Here is a 21,677-nt window from a genome sequence, read left to right as displayed (position 1 = left end):
TGCTAGAGTGGAGGGCATGACCAAGAGCGGCGGAGCGACCCGCACCGACGGCATCCACCAGGCGTTACGCGCCGACATCCTCGCCGGTCGGCTGGTACCGGGCGGGCGGCTCAAGTTCCCGGACCTGGCCGACCGCTACAAGGTGAGCGTCGGCGCTACCCGCGAGGCGCTGACGAGGCTGGTCGCCGAAGGGCTGGTGGTGGCCAGGCCGCGTCAGGGCTACTTGGTGCGGCCGCTGTCCCATCAGGATCTAGCCGAGCTGACACAGGCGCGGGCGGAGATCGAAGCACTGGTACTGGGACTCTCGGTGCGGGAAGGCGACACGCGCTGGGAGGCCGATGCCGTTGCCGCGCACCACCTTCTGGAACGCACGCCCTACCGCGACCCGGCCGATCCGGACCACCTGTCCGACGAGTGGTCGCAGGCACACGCGGCCTTCCACCACGCACTGCTCGCCGGCTGCCGCAACCAGCGGCTGCTCGACACGGCGCGGTCGTTGCGGCAGGAGGCCGAACTGTACCGGCAGTGGTCGGTGTCTTTGGGCAACGAACCCGGCCGCGACGTCGCCGCCGAGCATCGAGCACTACTCGACGCCGCTATCGCCCGCGACGCCGACCATGCTCAGAACCTGCTGCGCGACCACATCGCGCACACCGCCCAGCTGCTGATCAGCTGCGCACCCGATCACCCCAACCAGGCCGAGTGAGTGGCCGAAGAACGGGGCCGTGACGGAAGCAGCCCCGGCGGTCATATTGTCGCCTCGATCCAACCGGAGTTGAATCGTGTCGTGGCGATCCGGCGGAAGCAGTTGGCACCCGCTGATTCCGACCTCAGTCAATCATCCACCCGAACGTGTCGGACCAACTCGATCCGCCTGCTCTGTCCCCTCTCACCACTACTGATGGCATCGCGTATTACGGTTCGTGAGTTCTCCGGGCTGATGTCGGTGGGAGGCGTAGCTGGCCCAGGATGCTCCGGCCGGGGTGACGTGGTCCTCGGCGCATTCGGCGGTGTAACCCCGTGCCTGGCTCGGCAGTTTTGCTGCACCTCGCTCGGGACCACGCCGGCCGGTCCTATCTCTACGAGCTCACCGTCGAGGCGCCCGGTGCAGGGCGGCGCGCTCGGTGCCTGCCACGGCCTTGACATCCCCCTCGTCTTCGGAAATCTGAACGGTACCTCGCGCAGAAGTTGCTCGGCGAACACCCACCCGCCGAGATCGTGGCGGTCTCGGCGGCCATGCGCAAGGCGTGGCTCGCTTTCGCCCGCGGGCAGGATCTCGGCTGGGCCGAGTACGACAACGCCGGGACGACCTGGGGGATCAGCACCGAACCAGCCGCACAGCCCTACTCGGAGCGCAAGTTCGCGACCCTGTGGGCCGACCAGGAGTTCGCGCACCTGCCGCTGCAGACATGACGGCCGGTACGTTCTGGCTACGTCGCCGCCGGTGGTGAGGAGGAACTCCGCTGCCAGTATGCGGGCTCATCCGATTCGTGCGGAAACCTCGTCCAGTGCTGCTGTCTCGTCCGCGGTGAGGTCAAACTCTGCTGAGGCCAGCAGAGCCGGGAGCTGTTCGACCGTGCGGGCGCTCGCGATCGGTGCGGCCACGCCAGAGCGGCCGCGCAGCCAGGCGATCGCCACCGTGGGCATCTCCACTCCACGGGCAGACGCGATGTCCTCGACCACCTCGACAACGGCAAGTCCAGCTTGGGAAAAGTTCCGGCTGGCGAGAACCTGACGGATTGCTTCGCCTTCGCCGAAGCCCTTCTTCCCGCGGTACTTTCCGGTGAGGATCCCACCAGCCAGCGTAAGGTATGGCGCGATCTTGCGATACTTACCGACGTCGCGGTACTTGCCGGTCAGGAATCCGCTGGCCAGCGCGAAGTACGGTACGGCAACGATCCCCTCGTGCGCGAGAATGGGAGCGATATCGCGCTCGAACGGTTGTCGCGTCACGAGGTTGTAGTTCGGCTGAAGGACCGTCGGTGGTTCATATCCTTCGCGGCGAGACACCTCGAGCCACTCCGCGAGGCGGGCGCCGGTGTAGTTCGACAAGCCCACCGTCCGGATCTTCCCAGCTTTACGCAGCGCGTCAAACGCCCCGATGGTTTCGGCGAGCGGTGTCTTAGGGTCGTCGTGGTGAGCGTAGTACACATCGACGTGGTCGGCTTTCAGCCGCGTCAACGAGGCGTCCAGGGCCGCAGTGATATTGGCCGCGGCCAACCCCCTGAACTTCGGATGATCGCTCACTTTGGTACCGATCACGATGGCCTCTCGGTTCTTACGGCTGGCCAGCCACGATCCGATGATCGTCTCCGACTCGCCACCGGAGTTGCCCGGCACGAACGAGGAGTAACTGTCTGCGGTGTCGATGAAGTTGCCCCCACCCGCGACGTAGGCGTCCAGCACTCGATGCGAATTCGCCTTGTCACTGGTCCAGCCGAACGTGTTACCGCCAAGGGCGAACGGGAACACCTCGATCCCGGAATGGCCTAGCCGAGCCATGGACTGTCCTTTCGTTGTCATCGGGAGAATCCGGCACGTCGACCGGCCCTGAGTTTCACCGGGTCCTGGCGTTGCCGGTCAGCGGGCGATGACGACGGCTCGGCGTCGCCGCTGCCACATGGCCAGTGCGACGATCAGGACGAAGGCATCTATCGGGCGGTCGAGTCCGGGCAGGTCGGCCTCCGCTCCGCGGGTGACCTTGCGGACCCGGCCGATCCGGTTGTCCCCCTCGGCGAGTTCGATGTTCCTGTTGCCGAACGCGGCGCGGGTGAGCCGGAATTGCCGCCCGGCGGCCACAATGTTCCAGCTCCGCAGTCCGGTGCGTTCGGCGCTGGCCACCTCTCGCCCATCCGCGGAAAGCAGGTGGCAGTTGCTGCCGAACGCCGAGCCGTCGAGTTGGTAAGCCTGCCCGCCCACATCGAGTTCGCCTCCGTGTTGCGCGGTCCGCGCGGAAACCGTCGTGACGGGGACATCGCCGCTGACGATCTCGTAGCGGGCAGGAAAGCCGGTCCGGCGTGCGCGCAGGGTGGGCATGTCAGACCACCTGCCCGGACAGGCTCATCGGAGCGAGGGATACGGAAAGGGACACGATTGTTCTCCTTGAGGGTAGCGTGCCGATCAACTGGTCATCGCGGGATACTCGCGTGAGCGCCCATCTCGGTGTTCTGGAATGCGGCGATGAACCAGCGGTCCTCGCGACGGACAAGGGTGAAGGTCTGAAATTTGTCGAACTCGATGCGGTCGGTCCCGATCCCGCCTTTGGTGAGAATGACGGCGGTATCGTCATCGAGCATCGTTGTCCGCATCGGTTCTACGATGAGTTTTGCCCTTCTGCCATTTCGTGAACACCTCGTGATGATTGTTCTGGATCTGCTCTCGCCCGAGCAGGGCGTGGCCGGTGAAGATCACGTACGTCGCATCCTCGGTGAACAGCTTTCCGTACGCTGACGCGTCACCGGCGTCCCACGCTTCCCGGAACAGTGCGAGGACCTGCGCAGGCGTAGTTGCTTCGCTCATTATTCGACTCCGTTGCGGTAAATGCGCATATTGGAAAGACGTCGACGAAGGTCAGCTTGCTCCGATTCCGGGCGTTCCTCGGAGAACCTGCTTGATTTTCCGGGCGATGCCGAAGGTGTTGATGAGACGGTTTCCCAGCAGTCCCCCTGGAGTGATCCGGACTACGGCGTGTTCCGCTTGGTAGACGAGGGTGACCTGGGCGCGGACCATCGGGCTGCTCTCCACGAGGATGACGTCGGACTGGTCGGACCGGGGATTCCCGAACGCGGAGGAAGGCATCCGCTTTCCGGGCTGCACCTCGTAGCGCGGGTCAAGACCGGCGCGCAGTGCCTCGACGAGTTGTTCGCTGGTGACCTCGGCTGAGGAGATGGTGAGTTCCGACATTCCGCTCCTTGTTTCGGCGTCGTGACCATGGCCGGGTGATCGACCCCGGCCGAGCTGTTCAGTTGCGCTGGTCCCAGCGGAACCGCTTGCGTGCCAGGACGACGAACACGATCGGCCAGAACAGCAAGGCGGCGATAGCGGGCAGCGCGGCGGGGAGACCGGCGGCGCCGATGGTCCAGGTGCCCCCGCCGTAGACCAGCGCGGTGAGCCTGCCGATGGTGGCGCCGGGGACGGCCATCAGGACCTGCGGCAGGGTGCCAGAGGTGTTCACGGTGAGCACGATCGAACCGATGATGAGCACGAACACCAGCGGGAGGCCGGTGATATTGGCCCGTTCCGGGCTCGGCGTGATCAGCGTCGTGGCCAGCGCCGCGGTGACCGACAGAGACAGGCCCGCGAGTATGGCCAGCAGCAGCGCGCCAGGATCGGACGGTGCCGGCGCACCCACGACGGTGTCGATGATCCCGAACACGATCAGCTGGACGAGTGCGGTTATCAGGCCGGGAGCGAGAAGACCGGCGAGCAGCCCCGCATCGGAGAGCTCGCTGGTGCGCAGCCGCTTGAGCACCAGGGTGTGGCGTCTGGCCACGATGGTGGAGGTCGCGGTGAGGTAGATGCTCATGCCGACGATCACGGCGAGCTGGAGCGCGACCACGGTGGCCCACTGGCTCGGGGTCTGCGTGGGATAGGTGAACAGCCAGAGGATGCCCATCGCCATGGGCAGCAGACCTGCGGTGAACAGTGCCGTGCGGTTGCGCCAGAGCACGCGTAGCTCCGTGGCGGCCAGTGCCTGCAGCATGTTCTAGCCCTCCTCGTCGGTGTCGGCGGCACGCACGCTGTGGTAGATCTCGGCCAGCGAGGCCGGGGCGGCGCGCAGCCCTTCCAGGCGGATCCCGCGCCCGCTCGCCCAGTCGAGGAAGCGGGTGAGGTCGTCCTGCAGGTCGTGGGTCGAGACCGCGACGGCGGTCGCACCGTCCGATGCGGTGATGGTGATGTCACCGTCGAGTTCAGGTAGCTCGGGCGGTGGCGTGCCGGGAATGTCGGCGGAGAAGCCCGCGGGCCGGGCCGCGACGATCTCGGCCAGTGTGCCCGAGGCAGCGATCCGGCCGCGGTGCATGATCGCGAGCCGGTCGGCCAGCGCCTCGGCTTCGTCGAGGTAGTGGGTGGTGAGGATGACCGTGCGGCCGGCCTCGGTGAGCTCGGCGATCGCATCCCAGGTGCGGCGCCGCGATTCGGGGTCCAGTCCGGTGGTCGGCTCGTCGAGGATGACCAGCTCGGGGGTGCCCCACACGGCCAATGCCAGGTCCAGTCGGCGCCGCTCGCCACCGGAGAGCTTGGCCACGTGCACGTCGGCACGCTCGGCGAGTTCGAAGCGGGCCAGCAGCCGCTCGGGGTCATCGGGTCTGCTGGTCAGTCGTTGCCAGAGCCGCAGCGTCTCGGCGACCGAAAGCTCAGCGATGAACCCGCCCTCCTGCTGCATGACCCCCATGCGTGCCCGCAGGCGGGCCATCCCGGAGCCGGGATCGACGCCGAGCACCGACACCGTTCCACCCGTACGAGCGTGGAAGCCGCTGAGCACCTCCAGGGTGGTGGTCTTGCCCGCGCCGTTGGTGCCCAGCAGTGCGAACACCTCCCCGGTGCGCACTTCCAGGTCGATGCCCCGGACCGCCTCGTAGCCTCCGTAGCTGCAGCGCAGGCCGCGGATCTCGACCGCAAGAGCGGTCGCCGCCTCATCCTCGGAGAGTGCGGATCGGCGCGTCGTCTGTGTCATGCCCCGAGCCTGGCGATCCGGCGAGAGCCGGGGTAGTCCCCGACGTCATCGGTTCGGATGACAGCCGCGGCACGCGGTGATGACAGCTGTCATCGATTTCTCCCCACCGGGTGATCCAACGTTAACCTCATCCCGTGGACATCGCGGCAGCCATCGACGCCGAGGACCCGGCGCTGCGCGCGGCGCGCCGGCGAATGGTGATCGTCTTCGTCGCGTTGACCGGAACCATAGCCGTCGCGCTGCCGCTCGTATTCCTGTCGGTGGACTGGCCCGGCGCGGTGTTCGCCGTCCCGCTGGTGCTGCTGGATGTCGCTGTATTGGCGCTGCACTCGTGGTGGTTTCGCCGCTCACTGCGGCATCCGGGGGCTCGCCCGCCACAGGGGTACCTCCTCCTCGCGGCAACGCTGGGTGCGGGCCTGTTCTGTCTCGGTGTCATCAGTAGCCCGCTCGGATCCATCTGGGCGTTCGGTCCCGCACTCCTGCTCGGTGACAGCCTGACGCGGCGCGATCGGTGGGTCGTCATCGTCTGGGTGGCCGGCGCGAGTCTGACCGCGTTCGTTTTCGGTGTGCTGCTGGCTCCCCAGCCGCCCGGCGGAGGACCGAACTGGACCAGCGCCGCCATCGCCGCCGCCTACATGGCCGTGCTGTGGACGGCCAGCTTCAACCGTGTCTACTGGCTGGGCTCGATGAACACCCTGGACAAATCCCGCCGGATCGCCACCGAACTGGCCACCGCGCGGGAGCGGCTCCGGCTAGCCGACGACCTGCACGACATCCTCGGACACGCACTGGAAGTCGTGGCGTTCAAAAGCGAGCTCGCCAGTAAACTCCTGCCAGCCGAGGCCACACGGGCACAGGGCGAAATCGAGGAGGTCGCGCGGGTGGCCCGCAATGCGATGAGCGAGGTACGCGCCCTGAGCAGGGACCGGCGCACCACCACGCTGGCCGCCGAGCTCACCGGAGCCCACGCAACGCTCGGCTCCGTGGGGATCGACCTGTCGGTGACCGGTGACCCGTCGCTCGTGCCCGATGGGGCACAGGACGTGCTCGGGCGGGTGCTGCGCGAGGCGATGACCAATCTGCTGCGGCACGCCACTGCCAACCGTTGCTCGGTGATCCTGCGCCGCGACGCGGATATCGCGGAACTGCTCATAGTCAACGACGGTGTGCCCCCCGCCGCGAATGGCGGGCCGAGCGGAGAGGGCACCGGGCTGGCCGGGCTGGAGCGCTACCTGACCGAACGCCGCGGGCGACTGGTCGCGGGACCGGGAGCGGATGGCACGTTTACCGTGCACGCCGAACTGCCGGTGCGCGCATGATCCGCGTCGTGCTCGCCGATGACGAACACCTCACCCGCGACGCGGTGGCCACCCTGCTCGGCATGGAGGATGACCTCGCCGTCGTGGCACAGGCGACCACCGGCGACGAGGCACTCGCGGCCATTCGCGCCCACCAACCCGACATCGCGGTACTCGATGTCGAGATGCCCGGACTCGATGGCGCCCAGGTCGCAGAGAAGGTCGCCACCGACCACCCCGGTACCCGCTGCGTCATCCTCACCCGCCACGCCCGGCCCGGCGTTCTCCGACGAGCCCTGGCCGCCAGGGCAATGGGTTTCGTCACCAAAAACACTCCGGCCGCGACACTCGCCGAAGTGATCCGCAACGTGCACGCCGGCGCCCGCTACGTCGACCCCGAACTCGCCGCCACCGCCCTGGAGAACGCGAACTGTCCCCTGACCGACCGCGAACTCGACGTGCTGCGCCACGTCGATCCCGCGAGCACCGCCGACGAGATCGCCGCGGCGGTACACCTGTCCCCCGGAACCGTCCGCAACTACCTCTCCTCCGCCATGCGCAAACTCGACGCCCGCACCCGCATCGAAGCCGCGGCACACGCCCGCGACCACGGATGGCTGTAGACCGCTCCGGAAAGCGAAACGTCACGGTTCACGCCAGTTTGACCTCGTCGCCACGCCATGCCCGGAGTATCCAGCGAACCGAAGCATGTTCCGACGGTGCTCCTGTGCCGAAACGATGCCCGGCATAGGACGATAGCGGCCGTAAGAACTGCCAACAGAAGGTTTCTGGGTTCGATCCCCAGGCGGCCCTACCAAATCCGCAGGCCAACCCGGTCGCCGTTACGATCGGGCGGTGGCGAGTGGTTCTGGTGAGCGGGCGCGCCTGCTGGCCTTGACGCGTGAGCTGATCCTCACGCGCGGCGTGATCGGCCTGTCCCTGAGCGAGCTGGCCAGGGGTATCGGCTCCAACAATCGGATGCTGCTCTACCACTTCGGCTCGCTGGACGAACTGCTCGGCGCGGCCATCGACGACATCCTCGGTGGCACGGTCCTGCTCGATCGGCTCGCCGAACTGCTGAGCGCGCCGGGCAGCGCTGTGGACTTCAATGCACGCTCATAGCCGAATAGCGGGCGAACTGCTCGCGCAGCTGGTCACACAGGCGCCAGGGGCATCTGCCGCCCTGGCAGCACGTCTCACGGGCTGCGCGGCTCGGTCGCCACGTTTGGTTCGCGGCCTTCTTGACGGTCTTGATCACTGGTTGTCGGTACGGTCTCGACATGTGTGATGGTGGGCAGCGTGGCCACCCGGGTGGCCAGGTACCGGTACAGCTCCCGTTCGCTCGCGCACACCACGCTCGCGTACAGGTCGGTCGGCTCGGGGGTCAGGTGTCGACCGTACGCGCGTGGTGTGTGGTGGCGTGGAGGCTGCTGAGCAGTGCGAGGGTGTGGGCGCTGGGTGTGGCGGGTTCGGCGTGGTAGATGATCAGTTGTTGGCCGGGGGCGCTGCGCACGTCGAATGCCTGGTAGGTGAGGGTGAGTGGGCCGACGTCGGGGTGCACGAGGTGTTTGGGTTCGCGGGTTTTGCCGCGCACCTGGTGGGTTTGCCACAAGGTGCTGAAGTGCGTGCTGCCTTCGCTGAGTTCGGCCACTAGGCGCTGCAGGCCAGGGTCATGTGGGTTGAAGCCCGCGGCTATCCGCAGGTTCGCCACGGTGGCCTGTGCGGTCCAGTCCCAGTGTGCGTAGAACCGTTGTCCTGCTGGGTCGAGGAAGGTCATGCGGGCGAGGTTGTCCACCGTGCGGAATGGTGAGAACAGTGCGTCGGCGAGGGTGTTGGTGGCTAGCACGTCCAGGATGTGGTTGAGCACGAAGGCGGGGGTGTGCGGGTAGCCGTCCATGAGTTGCCGCAGTTCGGGGCTCACGGTCTGCGGCGTCGGCGCGGGTGTGTTATCTGGTGTGGTGCCAGCGAGTCGGTACAGGTGCTCGCGGGCGTCGGGATCGAGATCCAGGGCGCGGCAGAGGGCGTCGAGCACTTGCGGTGACGGGTGGGTCTCGCGGCCCTGTTCCAGGCGGGTGTAGTAGTCGGCGTTCACCCCGGCGAGCACGGCGACTTCTTCGCGGCGCAGCCCGGTCACCTTGCGCCGGCCGGAGTAGAGCACGCCCGCGTCTTCGGGAGACCGCCCCGCGCGGCGCGCTCGCAGGAACGCCCCCAGCTCACCACTGCCCATGGCACCAGGGTAGGTCGCTGTCCGCCCGGTTGGGTGGGTGCGGCACACCCAGTCACCACATGTCCTGTCATCGCTTTTCACCGTCGCCGACGCTGGGCGGTATGACGAGCGATATCGACGTGGTCGGCATGTGGGTCACCGCGGACGGGCATATCCGGCAGGAGCTGCGCGCCGACGGACGCTACGACGAAGCGCGCGGCGACCGGCGCAGCGCCTACACCGGTCGCTACTCGGTGACCGGGAACCACCTCGACTACGTGGACGACACCGGCTTCACCGCGACGGGCGACATCCGCGACGGCGTGCTCTACCACGAGCATCTCGTTCTCTATCGCGAGTCCGCCACCGCTCATCGCCGTGAGCAGGCACGGCGATGAGCGTGCTGTCCGCCGACCGCGAACTGGTGGGCCGTGAGCTGGAGGGCAAGGTCGCGTTGGTCACCGGCGCCGCCCGCGGGGTCGGCGCGGCCACGGTCGCCTGGCTGCACGCCCGCGGCGCGCGAGTGCTGGCCACCGACCTCCGCCCGGAGGTGGATGATCTCGCCACCCGGTTCAACCGGGTGGCCCCCTGGTCGGCGACGTGTCCCGAGAGGACACCGCGGTGCGGTCGGTGGCCGCGGCGATCGATCGGTTCGGCAGCATGGACATCCTGGTCGGCAACGCTGGTCGATCGGTGAACAAGCCGATCACCGAGACCACCGCGTCCGACTGGGACGAGCTGATGTCGATCAACGCCCGCGGGGCGTTTCTGCACGCCCGGGAGGCGTTCCGGGTGACGCGCGAACGCGGTGGGGGTGTGATCGTCACCGTCGGGTCGTTCGCCTGCACGGTCGGCCTGGCCGATGCGGCGGCCTACAGCGCGTCCAAGGGTGCGCTGGCGCAGTTGACCAAGGTGCTCGCGCTGGAGGGCGGCCCCCATGGCATCCGTGCCAACGTCGTCGCCCCCGGTGTGATCGAGACCGACATGCTCGACAACTTCCGGGCCGACAGTCGAGAGTATCTGCGCTCCTTCGGCGACGCCCACCCCTTGGGCAGGGTCGCGCAGCCCGAGGAGATCGCCGAGGTGATCGGTTTCCTGGCCTCGCCCCGCTCCGGCTTCATCACCGGCGCGGTCGTCGCCGCCGACGGCGGCTACACCGCCGCCTGATTTCCAGCAATCACAACGAGAGGAAAGAGCACCTATGCCTGGACGGCTCATGGGCAAGGTCGCGTTAATCACGGGCGCGACCGGCGGCATCGGACAAGCCACCGCGGAACTGTTCGCCCGCGAAGAGGCCCGCCTGGTCGTCACCGACATCGCCCAGGACACCGTGGAAGAGCTCGCCGCGCGCCTGGCGGCCAAGGGCGCCGAGGTGCTGGCCGTCCGGTTGGATGTCTCCTCGCCGGAGAACTGGAGCGCGGCGATCGAGCTGACCCGGCGACGCTTCGGCCACCTTGACGTCCTGGTCAACATCGCCGGCATCGTGGACTGGCCCGGCATCGAGGACACCACGCACGACTCCTGGGACCGGGTGATCGCGATCAACCAGACCGGCACCTGGCTCGGAATGAAGACCGCCATGCCCCTGCTACGCGCCTCCGGCAACGCCTCGGTCATCAACACCTCCTCGGTGCTCGGCCTGGTCGGCAGCGGAGCCGCCGCCGCGTACCAAGCGACCAAAGGAGCAGTGCGACTGCTGACCAAGACCGCCGCCGTCGAATACGCCACCCGCAGAGTCCGGATCAACTCGGTGCACCCCGGAGTCATCGCCACCCCGATGATCCAAGATCTGCTCGACGAGCAGGGCGACCAACAACCCGACATCGCACGAACCCCCATGCGCCGCGCAGGCAGCCCCGCCGAGATCGCTCCCACAATGCTCTTCCTGGCCAGCGACGAATCCTCGTTCGTCACCGGAACCGAACTCATCGTCGACGGCGGACTCACCGCACACTGAACGTCCCGCCCGCTGCAGCCACCGTACGGTCGCCTCAGCAGGACCGTCATTGACGGACGAAAGCAAACCTGCCGTGCCCAGCCTGGCTCACCACGACATCTCGCGCGGGCTGGAACGCTACTTTGCCGCGCTCCAACGCGGCCACACCCTGATCGGAACGACGGTTGGGTAGGCCGTACAGCGAGGTGCCCTTTGTTGGTGGGCCCTTTTCCGCACGGCCTCCCGCCGAGTTCACTCTGAGAGGGGCCGGGCGCAGCAATGCGCCCGGCCTACCCGGCATGACAGTGTGTTTCGGGTGTGGTGTCGCCGGGGCTGGCCTGCCGGTGCGCGAGTCGGGGCCGGCGCGCCTTCGTGGGCGTCGTTATTTGGCTGGGTGGCCGGGTTCGTCCTGGCTAGGATCCGGCTGTGGAATTGAGGATCTTCACCGAGCCCCAGCAGGGCGCCTCCTATGCCGACCTGCTGCGCGCGGCGCGGCTGAGCGAGGCCGCCGGTTTCGACGGGTTCTTCCGCTCCGACCACTACCGTGCCGTGGGCGCCCTGGGCGAGCCCGGCCCCACCGACGCCTGGACCACGTTGTCGGCGCTGGCCGTGCAGACCGAGCGGATCCGGCTCGGCACCCTGCTGAGCCCGGCGACGTTCCGGCTGCCCGGCCCGCTCGCGATCACCGTCGCCCAGGCCGACCTGATGTCCGGCGGCCGGGTCGAGCTCGGTCTCGGCGCGGGCTGGTTCGCCGGCGAGCACGCCGCCTACGGCATCCCGTTCCCGCCGACGGCGGAACGCTTCGACCGCCTCGCCGAGCAGATGGAGATCATCACCGGGCTGTGGGGCACGCCCACTGGGCAGGCCTACTCGTTCACGGGCCGGCACTACACGCTGGTCGACTCGCCCGCGCTGCCCAAGCCGACCCGGCCGATCCCGGTGATCGCCGGCGGCATGGGCCCGAGCCGGACGCCCGCGCTGGCCGCCCGCTTCGCCACCGAGTTCAACGTGCCGTTCGCCCCGATCGACGCCGCGGCAGCCCAGTTCGACCGGGTGGCCGCCGCCTGCGCCGACATCGGCCGCGACCCCGCCGAGCTGGTCCGCTCCTGCGCGCACGGCCTCGCGATCGGCACCACCGCGAGCGAGGTCGCCCGGCGCGGCGAGGCGGCCGGGCTGGAGCCCGAGGAGATGGCGGGCGACCCGCTCGTCGGCACGCCGGACCAGATCGTCGATGCCCTCGGCCGATGGCGGGAGCGGACCGGCGTCACCCGCGTCTACGCGCAAGTCCCGGACCTCGCCGAGCTCGACCAGATCGAGCTGCTCGCCGCCGAGGTCATGCCACAGCTCGCCTAGACGGCTCCCAGGAACCGGGCCAGCGGGTGAGACAGCCGCCGGGCCGCGAGGGGCGGCGGACGTCGATCACCGCCGCCGGCCGATCCCGGATCCCCTAGGCGGCACCCCGCGGACTCCGGGGCACAAGTTGTGGCCAGCCCGCGCGCGGGCCCGGCAAGAACAAGCCCAACAAGAAAGGCACACAACACATTCACATGCCGCCGAGCGGTAGTTCACGGCGATACGCGCTCATGCCGATTATCGGATGTTCGCGACACTAAAGCCACCAATAGTTGCGCGAAGCTGTTGTTCGGAGTAGGAAAGGTCATGAGGGGTTCGCCGCTTCGACGGCGGCGTGTCCGGGGGTCATACCTTCGGACCCCGGTACCACCGGATCCGGGAGCAGTCATGACAGACCATGTTCATCCGCCCGCCCCGGGCGACACACTGGTGTTCGAGAACGACCGTGTCCGGGTCTGGGCGATGACCCTGGCTCCCGGCGGCATGTTCGACTTCCATCAGCACCACCACGACCACCTCATTCTGTGGCCGGACGCCGGGCGGGCCGAAGCCCAGGAGCTCGGTGATCCCGAGTGGTCGCTTTCCCTGGATGTCACGCCGGGTTTCGCGATGTTCAAGACGGTCGGGCGCAGCGGTCCCCTTCGCCCGCACCGCATTCGCAACCTCGAGGACCGCAGCGTCACCCACTACATCGTCGAGCTGATCAGTGAGCCGTCCCCCAGCCCGGCGGAACTGCCGGGGGTCACCAACGACCGGGGACAGCTGACCGACCGGCGCGGCCAGGAACGACGGGACTGACCATGATTCAGCACATTTCCCACGGTGACGTCACGATCGCCTACGAAGAATCCGGTTCCGGTGAACCGCTCGTCCTGCTTCACGGCGGGGAGAGCGGCCACATCCAGTACGACACGTTCCGGCCGGTACTCGGCGACGGGATCCGGGCCATCGCTTACGACCAGCGCGATACCGGCGACTCCACGAATCCCGCAGAGCCTTACCGGGTGGAGGATCTCGCCGACGATTGCGCGGCCCTGATCCGAGGGCTCGGCTACGAACGCGCGCATATCTTCGGTGCCTCCTACGGCGGCGCCATCGCCTTGCAGGTCGGGGTCAGCCGGCCGGAGGTCGTGCGGACGCTGACCGTCGGAACCGCGATCCCGCGGTTCTCCGCCGCGCCGGCCTCCGCGCAGAACCTCACTCATGCGTCGGAAGATCGCGCGGCCAAGATGCTCGACGCCGTCCTGTCCGGGAAAGGGCAGCAGTCACCCGAACTGCTCGCCGAGGCCCGGCGGATTCTCCTCCACCGCGCCGCCGGGGCGGACAAGCGCCGGATGGACGCGATCCGTGAGTTCGACGTCCTCGGCCGTCTGGGCGAGATCACCGCACCCACCCTGCTGATCTACGGCGGCGACGATCCGCTCGGCAAGGTCGAGTACGGACAGCAGATTGCCGAGGCGATCCCCGGTGCCCGCCTCGAGGTGCTTCCCGGTATGCGGCACGGGATCACGCTGGAGGCCAAGCACGAGGTGGCCGCGCTGCTTCGCGACTTCATCCTGACCTCGTCGCGGTAGACCACCCGCCGGACCGGGCCGGGGTGAAGTTCCACCGCGGCCCTATTCGGCGTGCACCGCGTGAATACCCGCCAGAATGATGTCGACGACCTGCTCCGCGTCCTCGCGAGTGAAGGACCGCCGGCCCCGGCGGAGGAGCAAATGCACCGGGCCGGACAGCATTTCCGTGAGGAAATGGACGTCCACCGGCGGCAGCTCGCCGCGTTCGAACGCCTTTTCCAGGCGCCGGCGTATGGTCGCCATCCGCCGTTCGTGCGCGGCGTCCACGATCGCGAACACTTCTTCGTTCGCCGGGGCCGACGCCGCGACGTTCGACAGTGCGCGGCCGCGCGGAGTGGACAGGGAATCGGCGAGGGCCACGAGGAAGTCGGCCAGGTCCGCGCGGAGGTCACCGGAGTCCTTCACCGCGACGGCGTCCGCGTCGAACGAGGACAGCGCTTCGATCACCAGCTCGACGTGATCCGGCCAGTTCCGGTAGACGGTGGTCTTGTTCACCCCGGCGAGTTCGGCCACTTCCTCGTAGCGGAACCTCTCGATGCCATCCCGCGCCACCAGTTCGGTGGCCGCGGCAAGCATGCGCTCACGCAGGCGGGCGTTCCGTCCACCCGGCCGACGGGCCGGTGTCGCGTTCCCGGCGTCTTTGCTCGCCCTGCGGTGGTCGGCCACCGTCACTCACCCCTGAAGACTCGCTGCTCAGCGGCTGTTCGACCGAGCACAGGGGCGGCGCCGCCGGTCCGGCCCCGGTGCATGATGCCGCACGCCCTACCGCGCGGGCAGCAGCCGCGCGTTGCGCCGCTCGATGTCCTCCCACGTCGCAGGGACGATGAGATCAGCCCCGCTGTTCGCGGACTCCTGTGCCTTGTCCGAGTAGGGCCGCTGGCGCCGCTCGTACTCGGCGAACGCCGCCGCGTGGTCGCCGTCGTGGCGGGCGAGAGCCTCGGTCAGGAGCCATGCCCCAGTCAGCGCCAGCGAGGTGCCGCGCCCGGCCATCGGAGTCGCGCAGTGCGCGGCGTCGCCGAGGAGGACGACGCGCCCCTGGTGCCACGTCGGCATGTGGATCTGGGCGATGGCGTCGAAGTACAGCTCCGGGTCCACCTGGGCGGCGGCCAGCAGCTGAGGAATCCTCCACTGTCGGTCCTCGCCGTAGAAATCGGTGAGGATGCGTTTCTGCGCGGCCAGATCGTGGTGATCGTACTCGATTTTCTCCGAGCGGAAGGTGAAGATCGCGAGCGCCTGATCCCGGTACCGGCCGAGGCACGCCATCCGCCCCGGCAGATTGAGGATGTGCACCGAATGCGGCGCGCCTTCCGAGACCGCCTCCGCGGGCGCGGCGCCGATCGCGACGTACAGGCCGAGATGCCGGGAGAACTCCCGCTCCGGGCCGAACACCAGCCGTCGCACGTTCGAGTGCGCGCCGTCCGCACCGACCACGAGGTCGTACCGGCCTTCCCGCCCCGATTCGAACACGACGGTGACCTGACCGCCGTCGTCGGACAGAGTCCACACGGAGTCCTCGAAACGCAGCTGGGCTTCTTCCGGCAGAGCCTCCCGCAGAATCCGCATCAGGTCTTCGCGGGGAATCTCGATATCGTCATCGGAGTCATTGGTCTCCGACATCGGCTGAGGGGCGATGACAGCGCCGTTCTCGTCGACGAACTTCGCCCCCTCGGTCATCGTGATCGAATGCTCGATCACCTCGTCCAGTAGCCCCATCCGCTCGATCACCCCGACGGAGTCACCTCGCACGTCGATGGGTGAACCGTTGGTGCGCAGGTGCCCGGAACGCTCGACGATCTCGACCGTGTGCCCGGCACGCGCCAGATCGATTCCCGTGCTGAGGCCGGCCACCCCTGCTCCACTCACCAGGATCCGCATCCCGGCCTCCTCTCCCAGGGTCCACGTTTCACCATCCGCGACGACTATAGCAAATTTTTGTTGCTTTAGCTTGGTGGATGTGGGCGACGGGGCCGGTGTGCCACCGGACCGGCCACGGGCCTTCGCACGGCGAGGACGCGGCAGCAGGCTCGTGTCAGCGTGGCCCGCCTGCATCTTCCAGGAGAAGGTCTTCGCGCTGTTCTTGAGTCCGTGACCGGGTCGCGCAGGTGATTTCGCAGCCAGCTGCGCTCAGGGCTACCCAGTTGACATCCTCGCGCTGGGCGAGTGCGTCGGCGATCGCTTCGACGCTACCGGGGCGACAGCGCAGTCGCACCAACTGGAGACCACCGGCCACCCAGTCGACCGCGTGGCACGCGAGTGCGGACTCGGCACAGCCGCCAACCTGCGACTGCACTTCCGGCGCGTACTGGACACCACCCCCACCGCCTACCGGCGCGCCTTCGGGAGCTGAAGCCGGCTCCGCTCCCGACACCTTCGCCGCCGCAGTCCGGGCATTCCTCTCCACGATCTGGCCAGGCACAGCCCACCGGGCCTGTCAACGCCCATGGCACAACACTAAGTTCGACTCAGATCGAACATCCTCTCGTGCCGCGATGAGGACGTTCTCGCACGAAGACACGCACATGCCGATGACCGCGCGACGTGGTGAGAAGGGCGCCGCTCGGCCCGGGTTCTGTGATGACGGCTGGGTTGTGTCAGTCCAGGCAGAACGTGTTGCCTTCGGGGTCGGTCATCACGATGTGGCCGGCGCTCATCGGGGGTTCGGGCTCGTAACGACGTAGCCGGGTTGCTCCCAGCGCGACGAGGCGGTCGCATTCGGCCTCTAGCGCCGCCATCCGCTCTTCTCCCTGCAGTCCGGGAGCCGCGCGGACGTCCAGGTGGACGCGGTTCTCGACGACCTTGTCCTCGGTTATCTGTTGGAAGAACAGTCGTGGGCCGGGCCCGTCCGGGTCCTCGATGGCTGATCGCGAGTTGCGCTGCTCCTCCGGTACGCCGAGCCGCGCGAGGAAGTCGTCCCACGCGGCCAGGGGGTCGGCGCCCTCGGGCAGCTCGACTCCGGGCGGGCCGGGGTGGACATAACCCAGTACGTCGCGCCAGAACGTCGACAGTGCCCGCGGGTCGTGTGCGTCGAAGGTGACCTGGATGTGACGGCTCATCGGGTTGCTCCGTTCGTCGCATTCGTGTGCAGGTAGAGGTCGCGCAGCAGGCAGACCTCGGACAGGTGGTGGATCAGCTCGCGGTGAATGTGCAGCACCAGATCGGCCATGGGCGACTCGGGGTAGGGCTCCTTGTCGCCGACCGGGACTCGGAGCCCGGCGTCGCCGAGGCCGCGCAGCCCGGCCAGCCAGACGTCGAGTTGGGTCTCGAGCTGGTCGAGCGCTGTGGCCGCGTTGCCCGCGTACTCCCAGGTGTCCCACGACGCCGCCGGCGCGTCGAAGTGCGCCGCATTGCGCATGGCGAGCACGCCGACGATGACGTGACCGAGTCGCCAGGCGATCGTGGTGAAGGCCGCGGGGACCGGCACGGGGATGGCGTAGTCGATCGTGAAGTCCCCGGCACCGACCTGCACGAGCGTGGCCGAGCTGCCGCGCGGCCGCACGCTCCAGGCGTCCGGCACCGGCGACCAGAAGTACTCGTCGTCGGTGAGGCCGTCGAGCCGGGCTCGGAGCTGGTGGTTCCAGTGGAACTCCCACTGCTCACGCAGTGTCCGGTTCCAGTCGAGTTCGTCTGCTCCCATGGCGCCACCCTGTCACCCTTAGCGGACAGGATCGGTCCGCTATCTCTGGCAGTGTGGAGACATGGATGAGCGGGGTACGACGGAGCGGGTGCTCACCCTGCTCGCGCTGCTGCAGCAGCGCCCGGTCTGGACCGGCCCCGAGCTCGCCGACCGGCTCGGGGTCACGCCGCGCACGGTACGGCGTGATGTTGAGCGGCTGCGCATGCTCGGCTATGCGGTGCATGCCAGCCAGGGGGTCGGCGGCGGCTACCAGCTCGGGCCGGGGCAGGACCTGCCGCCGCTGCTTTTCGACGACGAGGAGGCCATCGCCACCGCGATCTCGCTGCTCGTCGGCGCGGGTGGCGCGGTCGCCGGCGCCGGCGACGCCCCGCTCCGGGCGCTGACCAAGCTCGACCGAGTGCTGCCCACCCGGCTGCGGCGCGAGGTGCGCGCGCTGTCCGACTCGGTGGACTCCTTCGGCACCGGCCGCACCCCGGTCGACCCCGAGGTGCTCATGACGCTGGCCAGAGCCTGCCGCGACGAGGTCGAGGCCGGCTTCGACTACCCGTCCGGCAGCGAGGCGCGACGGCGGCGGGTCGAGCCCTACCGCCTGGTCGCCTCCGACCGACGCTGGTACCTGTTCGCCTACGACCTCGACCGCGATGACTGGCGCACCTTCCGCGTCGACCGGATGACCGTTGTGTCCGCACGGGCCTGGCGCTTCCACCCACGCGCGGCGCCCGACGCGGCGACCTACGTGCAGGAGGGTGTGGCGAGCCGGGTCTACCCCCACCAAGCGCGCTTCCTCGTGCACGCCTCGGCCGACACCGTGCGCAAGCAGATCTCGGCGTCAGCTGCCGCCGTACGCCCGCGAGGCGACCGGCGCTGCGAGGTGCTCAGCGGCGCCGCCAACCTCGACGCCGTCCTCATGCACGTCCTCCTGCTAGGACACGACTTCCAGGTACTCGACCCTCCAGAACTCGCAGGACGCTGCCGCGCGCTGGCGAACAAACTGCTCTCAGCCGGCGCGACCAACTCACCGATGCCAGACATCCAACAACCCTGAGCCGCAACCACACACCTGCGCCGAGAAGCGCTTCTGCACAGTCACGAACATCCGCTTCTGCCGCTGATCGCGCATTCCAATGAATGCACGCACATGCCGATGTGGGTGTGGCAGGCCGCGTGGCGGCAGACGGCGCTGTCGCTGTCGGCTATCTTTGCCTCCAAGGTCCGCCGCCCGCCGACCTAACATAGTTCGATGGAGATGCGTTCGGCCTGGATCAAGTGGGCGCGCGCCGTCGAGCTCCAGCGGATCCTCGGACGCGGCATTCGAGAGTTCGCTGTCGAAGACAGTCATGAATACGTCCGCTGCGACAACGCCCAAGACGCTGACGACCCACTGATCAGGATCCACTGGCGACTCAAGATCAAGAAACAGTTCCCCGAGCGATGGAGCGTCCTGATCGGGGACATCCTCACCAATCTCCGGGCCGCGCTCGACCACACGTTCTGGGCCGCCGCGGTGATGCACACCGGGCAGCCCGCGAAGCCGACGCAGGTCCAGTTCCCCATCACCACCAGGGCCAGCAGCTTCGCCATCGCTGAGCAGAAGCTCCGCACGCTCGTCGCGCCGGACGTCTGGGCCCTGATCGAGGCCATGCAGCCCTTCCACGGCGGCGACCAGGCGCACACCGCCCCGCTCGAGGTCTTGCGCTGGCTGTCCAACATCGACAAGCACCGGTTCGTGCACGTGGTCGGCCGCAACACCATCGACCTCGACCTGACGATGATCCGATCCGAAACCCCGCTCGAGGTCGTCGACGAGTGGCGGCACGAGGGGCAGGTCGAAGGCGATAACGCGGTCGTGATGCGGCTGAAGCTCAAGCGCCCCAGAAACAGTGCGCGGTCCATCGCCGACGTGATTCCGACCTTCGCCTACTTCCCGTCACTCCAGATCAGCGACGAACCCGTCGAGTTCCGCACGCTCGCCAGCGCCATGGAGGTCATGACCAACGACGTTCTGAAGGTGATCGGCCACGTCACCGACATCCTGGGCCTGCCGTTTCCCGATTCGGACAGCTTCGAACTCGGGGAGGAACACGACGCGATCGCCCCCGAATACGGCGGCGACATCTTCACCTTCCGCGAACACGACGGCACGATCCACCGGTTCAACCTCGCCGCAGGTGAGTTGGATCAGCGGAACGACTGACCCTCATCAGGCGTCTTCCTCTCCTGGACACCCGGCCGTCACGGGAGCCCGCTGGTAGTTCAGAGAATGCACAAGCTCCGCCAGCGTGTGGCCCGCGAACCGCTGAGACCGGGGCTGACGCATGGCGCCCGAGAGAGGATCAATTCCGCCCGCGCTTTCCTTGCCTGGCTCCGTGAACGCGGCGCGACGCCGGTGACTTGCACCCAGGCCCACCTGGACACCTGGATCGTCACCGGCAACTCTGGTCGCCAGAGCAGCCGGGCATTCGTCGTCTGGGCCACCAAGAACGGCACCATGCCCCGTCACCTGCACCTTCCCTACCACCAATCCGCCGCCCGCGAAACGATCACTCAGGAACAACGCCTGCAGTTGCTCCGCGACGTGATCGACCCCGACAGGCGCTACTTCCTTCGAGACCGCGCGGCTGCCCTGCTGCTCGTGCTGTTCGCTCAACCGTTTGACTCGCATCGCTGCACTCCCCATCGATGCCCTCGACCTCGACGGGGTCGAAGTCCGGATCAGCCTCGGCCCGCACGGGCCGGTCCCGGTACCCGGAACCTTTCGGGCAGGTACTTCGGGATCATGCAGCCAATCGCGGTCCGCGCAACATCGAGGCAAACCGAAACAGCCCCTGGCTGTTTCCCGGAAACCAACCGGCGCAGCACATTCACTCGACCTACCTGATGAACCAACTGGCCAAGTCCGGGATCAACCTGCTCGGCGCCCGGCTCGGCGCCATCCGCACCCTCGTCTTGGAGATGCCGCCCGCCGTCGCCGCCCAGGCCCTCGGCTACACCGCCGAATGCGCCGAGGACCACGCCACCCTGGCCGGAGCATCCTGGGCCAGCTACGCCTCCCATCGTCGTCGGCCCGGAGAACTCGCGACACCGTAATTCGCGATGCCATCAGTAATAGTTTGAGTCCTGAATGGATGGTCGCCACCAGCTCAGCCCTGTCGAGCGGCAGTGTTCTGCTGGTGCGGGTCTGGCGAGCCCGGAATTCCTCGGCGAGCCGCAGTCACAAGCGGCGCCGGGCTGCGCCCCGCGTAGCCGCTGGTCAGGGCTATCGAGAACGAGGGTTCCCCCGGATGCGGCCTATCCAAGCAGCGAGGCTGACACTGATCTCCATTGTCGGCGGACATGAAAATCTCCCTGCGGGGGCATCACCAAGGCTGGTTTCCATATCGTCACTCTCAGCATCAAGAGTTGATCACGGTGAGTAATATATTTGGTCACGGTAGGCCAAATGGAGTAGCGCCGTGGGTCGGGTGCGCGGCTTAAGGGGTGTCCTGTTCCAGTGAAAGGGAGGTCGCCATGCGATACCTCATCAAAACAACCCTCGTGGGCTTCGGCGCGGTGGCCGCGGTCGTGCTGGGCGCGGGCGCAGCCAGCGCCGACATCAAGGGTGACGTCAGCGTGAACCCCGACTCCCCCGCGTCCCCTCTGGACGCCAACGTGACCGTGCCCGTCGACACTTCGGACAACGCCATCGGAACCCCGCTCGGGCAGGCCGACCTCCCGGGCTACAAGGGCGATCTCTCAACCAAGTCGACCACCGAGGTCGCGACCGCCGAGGCGGACCTCTCCGCCAAGTGATCCGGTGATAGGGGGCGCTGGCCAGGTCTGGCCAGCGCCCCCTATCGCTGCGCGAGCCCTGAAGGAGGGCCGCCGGAAATACGGGAAACCTGCCGCGCCGGGGCATAGCCGCTGGTCAGGGGCAGTGTTTCCTGCGGGGCAGCAGCGTATCGAGTCGGGGCTTATCTCCGTATGCAGCCTGCAGCGCCGAGCGCTGTCAGCGCCCGCTGGTAC

General features: G+C 67.9%; 29 protein-coding genes. 16 read left to right on the top strand and 13 right to left on the bottom strand.

The window, feature by feature from the left end; genetic code table 11:
- Positions 1–16 precede the first annotated feature (16 nt).
- Together FXO23_RS45140 and FXO23_RS45135 are read left to right on the top strand one after the other, a co-directional pair.
- Positions 17–706, top strand: coding sequence for a GntR family transcriptional regulator (locus FXO23_RS45140; protein ID WP_158894175.1), 690 nt, complete (start codon positions 17–19; stop codon positions 704–706).
- A 482-nt stretch (positions 707–1,188) separates the two neighbouring features.
- Positions 1,189–1,413 carry a hypothetical protein gene (locus tag FXO23_RS45135; protein WP_158894172.1) on the top strand — a complete coding sequence of 75 codons (225 nt, stop codon included), beginning with the start codon at positions 1,189–1,191 and terminating at the stop codon, positions 1,411–1,413.
- A gap of 66 nt (positions 1,414–1,479) precedes the next feature.
- On the opposite strand, the gene FXO23_RS45130 is transcribed toward FXO23_RS45135, so the two are convergent.
- The 7 genes from FXO23_RS45130 to FXO23_RS45105 all read right to left on the bottom strand — a co-directional run bounded on the left by FXO23_RS45130 (position 1,480) and on the right by FXO23_RS45105 (position 5,674).
- A complete protein-coding gene (locus FXO23_RS45130; protein WP_158894170.1) occupies positions 1,480–2,502 on the bottom strand; it encodes an aldo/keto reductase in 1,023 nt (340 codons plus the stop codon).
- A 78-nt stretch (positions 2,503–2,580) separates the two neighbouring features.
- The gene (locus tag FXO23_RS45125; protein WP_158894168.1) at positions 2,581–3,036 is read right to left on the bottom strand and encodes a hypothetical protein; all 456 of its coding nucleotides are present in this window, start codon (positions 3,034–3,036) and stop codon (positions 2,581–2,583) included.
- A 92-nt stretch (positions 3,037–3,128) separates the two neighbouring features.
- Positions 3,129–3,308, bottom strand: a complete 180-nt coding sequence (locus FXO23_RS51285) for a nuclear transport factor 2 family protein (RefSeq protein ID WP_218952354.1) — start codon at positions 3,306–3,308, stop codon at positions 3,129–3,131.
- Complete coding sequence (locus FXO23_RS51280) at positions 3,286–3,519, bottom strand: SgcJ/EcaC family oxidoreductase (protein WP_218952353.1); 234 nt, start codon at positions 3,517–3,519, stop codon at positions 3,286–3,288. Before FXO23_RS51280 ends, FXO23_RS51285 begins: the two co-directional genes overlap by 23 nt.
- Before the next feature lie 51 nt (positions 3,520–3,570).
- Positions 3,571–3,903 (bottom strand): hypothetical protein, encoded by a 333-nt coding sequence (locus FXO23_RS45115; RefSeq protein WP_158894166.1) that lies wholly within the window; start codon positions 3,901–3,903, stop codon positions 3,571–3,573.
- 58 nt (positions 3,904–3,961) lie between these two features.
- A complete protein-coding gene (locus tag FXO23_RS45110) occupies positions 3,962–4,702 on the bottom strand; it encodes an ABC transporter permease (protein WP_158894164.1) in 741 nt (246 codons plus the stop codon).
- 3 nt (positions 4,703–4,705) lie between these two features.
- Positions 4,706–5,674, bottom strand: a complete 969-nt coding sequence (locus FXO23_RS45105; RefSeq protein WP_158894162.1) for an ABC transporter ATP-binding protein — start codon at positions 5,672–5,674, stop codon at positions 4,706–4,708.
- Between the two features lie 134 nt (positions 5,675–5,808).
- On the opposite strand from FXO23_RS45105, the gene FXO23_RS45100 reads away from it, so the two are divergent.
- The 3 genes from FXO23_RS45100 (at position 5,809) to FXO23_RS45090 (ending at position 8,094) form a co-directional block, all read left to right on the top strand.
- Complete coding sequence (locus FXO23_RS45100; protein ID WP_158894160.1) at positions 5,809–6,993, top strand: sensor histidine kinase; 1,185 nt, start codon at positions 5,809–5,811, stop codon at positions 6,991–6,993.
- Complete coding sequence (locus tag FXO23_RS45095) at positions 6,990–7,595, top strand: response regulator transcription factor (protein ID WP_158894158.1); 606 nt, start codon at positions 6,990–6,992, stop codon at positions 7,593–7,595. The genes FXO23_RS45100 and FXO23_RS45095 overlap by 4 nt, the downstream gene beginning before the upstream one ends.
- A 232-nt stretch (positions 7,596–7,827) precedes the next feature.
- Positions 7,828–8,094, top strand: a complete 267-nt coding sequence (locus tag FXO23_RS45090) for a TetR/AcrR family transcriptional regulator (protein WP_158894156.1) — start codon at positions 7,828–7,830, stop codon at positions 8,092–8,094.
- A 262-nt stretch (positions 8,095–8,356) separates the two neighbouring features.
- Here FXO23_RS45090 and FXO23_RS45080 read toward each other — a convergent pair whose 3' ends face one another.
- Positions 8,357–9,199 carry a helix-turn-helix transcriptional regulator gene (locus tag FXO23_RS45080; protein WP_158894154.1) on the bottom strand — a complete coding sequence of 281 codons (843 nt, stop codon included), beginning with the start codon at positions 9,197–9,199 and terminating at the stop codon, positions 8,357–8,359.
- 101 nt (positions 9,200–9,300) lie between these two features.
- On the opposite strand from FXO23_RS45080, the gene FXO23_RS45075 reads away from it, so the two are divergent.
- The 7 genes from FXO23_RS45075 (at position 9,301) to FXO23_RS45050 (ending at position 14,041) form a co-directional block, all read left to right on the top strand.
- Positions 9,301–9,576, top strand: a complete 276-nt coding sequence (locus FXO23_RS45075) for an Atu4866 domain-containing protein (RefSeq protein ID WP_158894152.1) — start codon at positions 9,301–9,303, stop codon at positions 9,574–9,576.
- Positions 9,573–9,875 (top strand): hypothetical protein, encoded by a 303-nt coding sequence (locus tag FXO23_RS52830; protein WP_425484972.1) that lies wholly within the window; start codon positions 9,573–9,575, stop codon positions 9,873–9,875. Before FXO23_RS45075 ends, FXO23_RS52830 begins: the two co-directional genes overlap by 4 nt.
- Positions 9,809–10,345, top strand: coding sequence for an SDR family NAD(P)-dependent oxidoreductase (locus tag FXO23_RS45070; protein ID WP_425484971.1), 537 nt, complete (start codon positions 9,809–9,811; stop codon positions 10,343–10,345). Before FXO23_RS52830 ends, FXO23_RS45070 begins: the two co-directional genes overlap by 67 nt.
- 34 nt (positions 10,346–10,379) lie before the next feature.
- Positions 10,380–11,135, top strand: a complete 756-nt coding sequence (locus FXO23_RS45065) for an SDR family NAD(P)-dependent oxidoreductase (RefSeq protein ID WP_158894150.1) — start codon at positions 10,380–10,382, stop codon at positions 11,133–11,135.
- Between the two features lie 405 nt (positions 11,136–11,540).
- On the top strand, positions 11,541–12,467 hold the full coding sequence (locus tag FXO23_RS45060) for an LLM class F420-dependent oxidoreductase (RefSeq protein WP_158894148.1): 927 nt from the start codon (positions 11,541–11,543) through the stop codon (positions 12,465–12,467).
- 387 nt (positions 12,468–12,854) lie between these two features.
- On the top strand, positions 12,855–13,265 hold the full coding sequence (locus FXO23_RS45055) for a hypothetical protein (RefSeq protein WP_158894146.1): 411 nt from the start codon (positions 12,855–12,857) through the stop codon (positions 13,263–13,265).
- 2 nt (positions 13,266–13,267) lie between these two features.
- Positions 13,268–14,041, top strand: coding sequence for an alpha/beta fold hydrolase (locus FXO23_RS45050; RefSeq protein ID WP_158894144.1), 774 nt, complete (start codon positions 13,268–13,270; stop codon positions 14,039–14,041).
- 42 nt (positions 14,042–14,083) lie between these two features.
- Here FXO23_RS45050 and FXO23_RS45045 read toward each other — a convergent pair whose 3' ends face one another.
- The 4 genes from FXO23_RS45045 to FXO23_RS45030 form a co-directional block, all read right to left on the bottom strand.
- A complete protein-coding gene (locus FXO23_RS45045) occupies positions 14,084–14,707 on the bottom strand; it encodes a TetR/AcrR family transcriptional regulator (RefSeq protein ID WP_246258449.1) in 624 nt (207 codons plus the stop codon).
- A 96-nt stretch (positions 14,708–14,803) separates the two neighbouring features.
- On the bottom strand, positions 14,804–16,090 hold the full coding sequence (locus tag FXO23_RS45040) for an FAD-dependent monooxygenase (RefSeq protein WP_246258448.1): 1,287 nt from the start codon (positions 16,088–16,090) through the stop codon (positions 14,804–14,806).
- A gap of 542 nt (positions 16,091–16,632) precedes the next feature.
- Positions 16,633–17,094, bottom strand: coding sequence for a VOC family protein (locus FXO23_RS45035; RefSeq protein ID WP_158894142.1), 462 nt, complete (start codon positions 17,092–17,094; stop codon positions 16,633–16,635).
- Entirely contained in the window at positions 17,091–17,675 is a 585-nt protein-coding gene (locus FXO23_RS45030) for a DinB family protein (protein ID WP_158894140.1), read from the bottom strand. Before FXO23_RS45030 ends, FXO23_RS45035 begins: the two co-directional genes overlap by 4 nt.
- A 61-nt stretch (positions 17,676–17,736) precedes the next feature.
- On the opposite strand from FXO23_RS45030, the gene FXO23_RS45025 reads away from it, so the two are divergent.
- Both FXO23_RS45025 and FXO23_RS45020 read left to right on the top strand, forming a co-directional pair.
- Positions 17,737–18,720 (top strand): helix-turn-helix transcriptional regulator, encoded by a 984-nt coding sequence (locus FXO23_RS45025; protein ID WP_158894138.1) that lies wholly within the window; start codon positions 17,737–17,739, stop codon positions 18,718–18,720.
- A 195-nt stretch (positions 18,721–18,915) separates the two neighbouring features.
- Positions 18,916–19,869, top strand: a complete 954-nt coding sequence (locus tag FXO23_RS45020; protein ID WP_158894136.1) for a hypothetical protein — start codon at positions 18,916–18,918, stop codon at positions 19,867–19,869.
- Positions 19,870–19,875: 6 nt separating this feature from the next.
- On the opposite strand, the gene FXO23_RS45015 is transcribed toward FXO23_RS45020, so the two are convergent.
- Positions 19,876–20,337 (bottom strand): hypothetical protein, encoded by a 462-nt coding sequence (locus FXO23_RS45015; RefSeq protein ID WP_158894134.1) that lies wholly within the window; start codon positions 20,335–20,337, stop codon positions 19,876–19,878.
- A 215-nt stretch (positions 20,338–20,552) separates the two neighbouring features.
- Between FXO23_RS45015 and FXO23_RS45010 the strand changes: the two genes are divergently transcribed.
- Together FXO23_RS45010 and FXO23_RS45005 are read left to right on the top strand one after the other, a co-directional pair.
- Positions 20,553–20,762, top strand: a complete 210-nt coding sequence (locus tag FXO23_RS45010) for a hypothetical protein (protein ID WP_158894132.1) — start codon at positions 20,553–20,555, stop codon at positions 20,760–20,762.
- Between the two features lie 420 nt (positions 20,763–21,182).
- Entirely contained in the window at positions 21,183–21,464 is a 282-nt protein-coding gene (locus FXO23_RS45005) for a hypothetical protein (protein ID WP_179957060.1), read from the top strand.
- Positions 21,465–21,677 lie beyond the last annotated feature (213 nt).

Source organism: Amycolatopsis anabasis, from assembly GCF_009765355.1.
Classification (GTDB): domain Bacteria; phylum Actinomycetota; class Actinomycetes; order Mycobacteriales; family Pseudonocardiaceae; genus Amycolatopsis; species Amycolatopsis anabasis.
Note: the sequence above shows the minus strand (reverse complement) of the source record. Positions and strands in the feature narration are given on the sequence as shown.

Coding starts and splice junctions, on each gene's coding strand:
- FXO23_RS45140 (WP_158894175.1), top strand. CDS start 17: ATGACCAAGAGCGGCGGAGCGACCCGCACCGACGGCATCCACCAGGCG.
- FXO23_RS45130 (WP_158894170.1), bottom strand. CDS start 2,502: ATGGCTCGGCTAGGCCATTCCGGGATCGAGGTGTTCCCGTTCGCCCTT.
- FXO23_RS45125 (WP_158894168.1), bottom strand. CDS start 3,036: ATGCCCACCCTGCGCGCACGCCGGACCGGCTTTCCTGCCCGCTACGAG.
- FXO23_RS51285 (WP_218952354.1), bottom strand. CDS start 3,308: ATGCGGACAACGATGCTCGATGACGATACCGCCGTCATTCTCACCAAA.
- FXO23_RS51280 (WP_218952353.1), bottom strand. CDS start 3,519: ATGAGCGAAGCAACTACGCCTGCGCAGGTCCTCGCACTGTTCCGGGAA.
- FXO23_RS45115 (WP_158894166.1), bottom strand. CDS start 3,903: ATGTCGGAACTCACCATCTCCTCAGCCGAGGTCACCAGCGAACAACTC.
- FXO23_RS45110 (WP_158894164.1), bottom strand. CDS start 4,702: ATGCTGCAGGCACTGGCCGCCACGGAGCTACGCGTGCTCTGGCGCAAC.
- FXO23_RS45105 (WP_158894162.1), bottom strand. CDS start 5,674: ATGACACAGACGACGCGCCGATCCGCACTCTCCGAGGATGAGGCGGCG.
- FXO23_RS45095 (WP_158894158.1), top strand. CDS start 6,990: ATGATCCGCGTCGTGCTCGCCGATGACGAACACCTCACCCGCGACGCG.
- FXO23_RS45080 (WP_158894154.1), bottom strand. CDS start 9,199: ATGGGCAGTGGTGAGCTGGGGGCGTTCCTGCGAGCGCGCCGCGCGGGG.
- FXO23_RS45075 (WP_158894152.1), top strand. CDS start 9,301: ATGACGAGCGATATCGACGTGGTCGGCATGTGGGTCACCGCGGACGGG.
- FXO23_RS52830 (WP_425484972.1), top strand. CDS start 9,573: ATGAGCGTGCTGTCCGCCGACCGCGAACTGGTGGGCCGTGAGCTGGAG.
- FXO23_RS45065 (WP_158894150.1), top strand. CDS start 10,380: ATGCCTGGACGGCTCATGGGCAAGGTCGCGTTAATCACGGGCGCGACC.
- FXO23_RS45055 (WP_158894146.1), top strand. CDS start 12,855: ATGACAGACCATGTTCATCCGCCCGCCCCGGGCGACACACTGGTGTTC.
- FXO23_RS45050 (WP_158894144.1), top strand. CDS start 13,268: ATGATTCAGCACATTTCCCACGGTGACGTCACGATCGCCTACGAAGAA.
- FXO23_RS45040 (WP_246258448.1), bottom strand. CDS start 16,090: ATGCAGGCGGGCCACGCTGACACGAGCCTGCTGCCGCGTCCTCGCCGT.
- FXO23_RS45035 (WP_158894142.1), bottom strand. CDS start 17,094: ATGAGCCGTCACATCCAGGTCACCTTCGACGCACACGACCCGCGGGCA.
- FXO23_RS45030 (WP_158894140.1), bottom strand. CDS start 17,675: ATGGGAGCAGACGAACTCGACTGGAACCGGACACTGCGTGAGCAGTGG.
- FXO23_RS45025 (WP_158894138.1), top strand. CDS start 17,737: ATGGATGAGCGGGGTACGACGGAGCGGGTGCTCACCCTGCTCGCGCTG.
- FXO23_RS45020 (WP_158894136.1), top strand. CDS start 18,916: ATGGAGATGCGTTCGGCCTGGATCAAGTGGGCGCGCGCCGTCGAGCTC.
- FXO23_RS45015 (WP_158894134.1), bottom strand. CDS start 20,337: ATGCGAGTCAAACGGTTGAGCGAACAGCACGAGCAGCAGGGCAGCCGC.
- FXO23_RS45010 (WP_158894132.1), top strand. CDS start 20,553: ATGAACCAACTGGCCAAGTCCGGGATCAACCTGCTCGGCGCCCGGCTC.
- FXO23_RS45005 (WP_179957060.1), top strand. CDS start 21,183: ATGCGATACCTCATCAAAACAACCCTCGTGGGCTTCGGCGCGGTGGCC.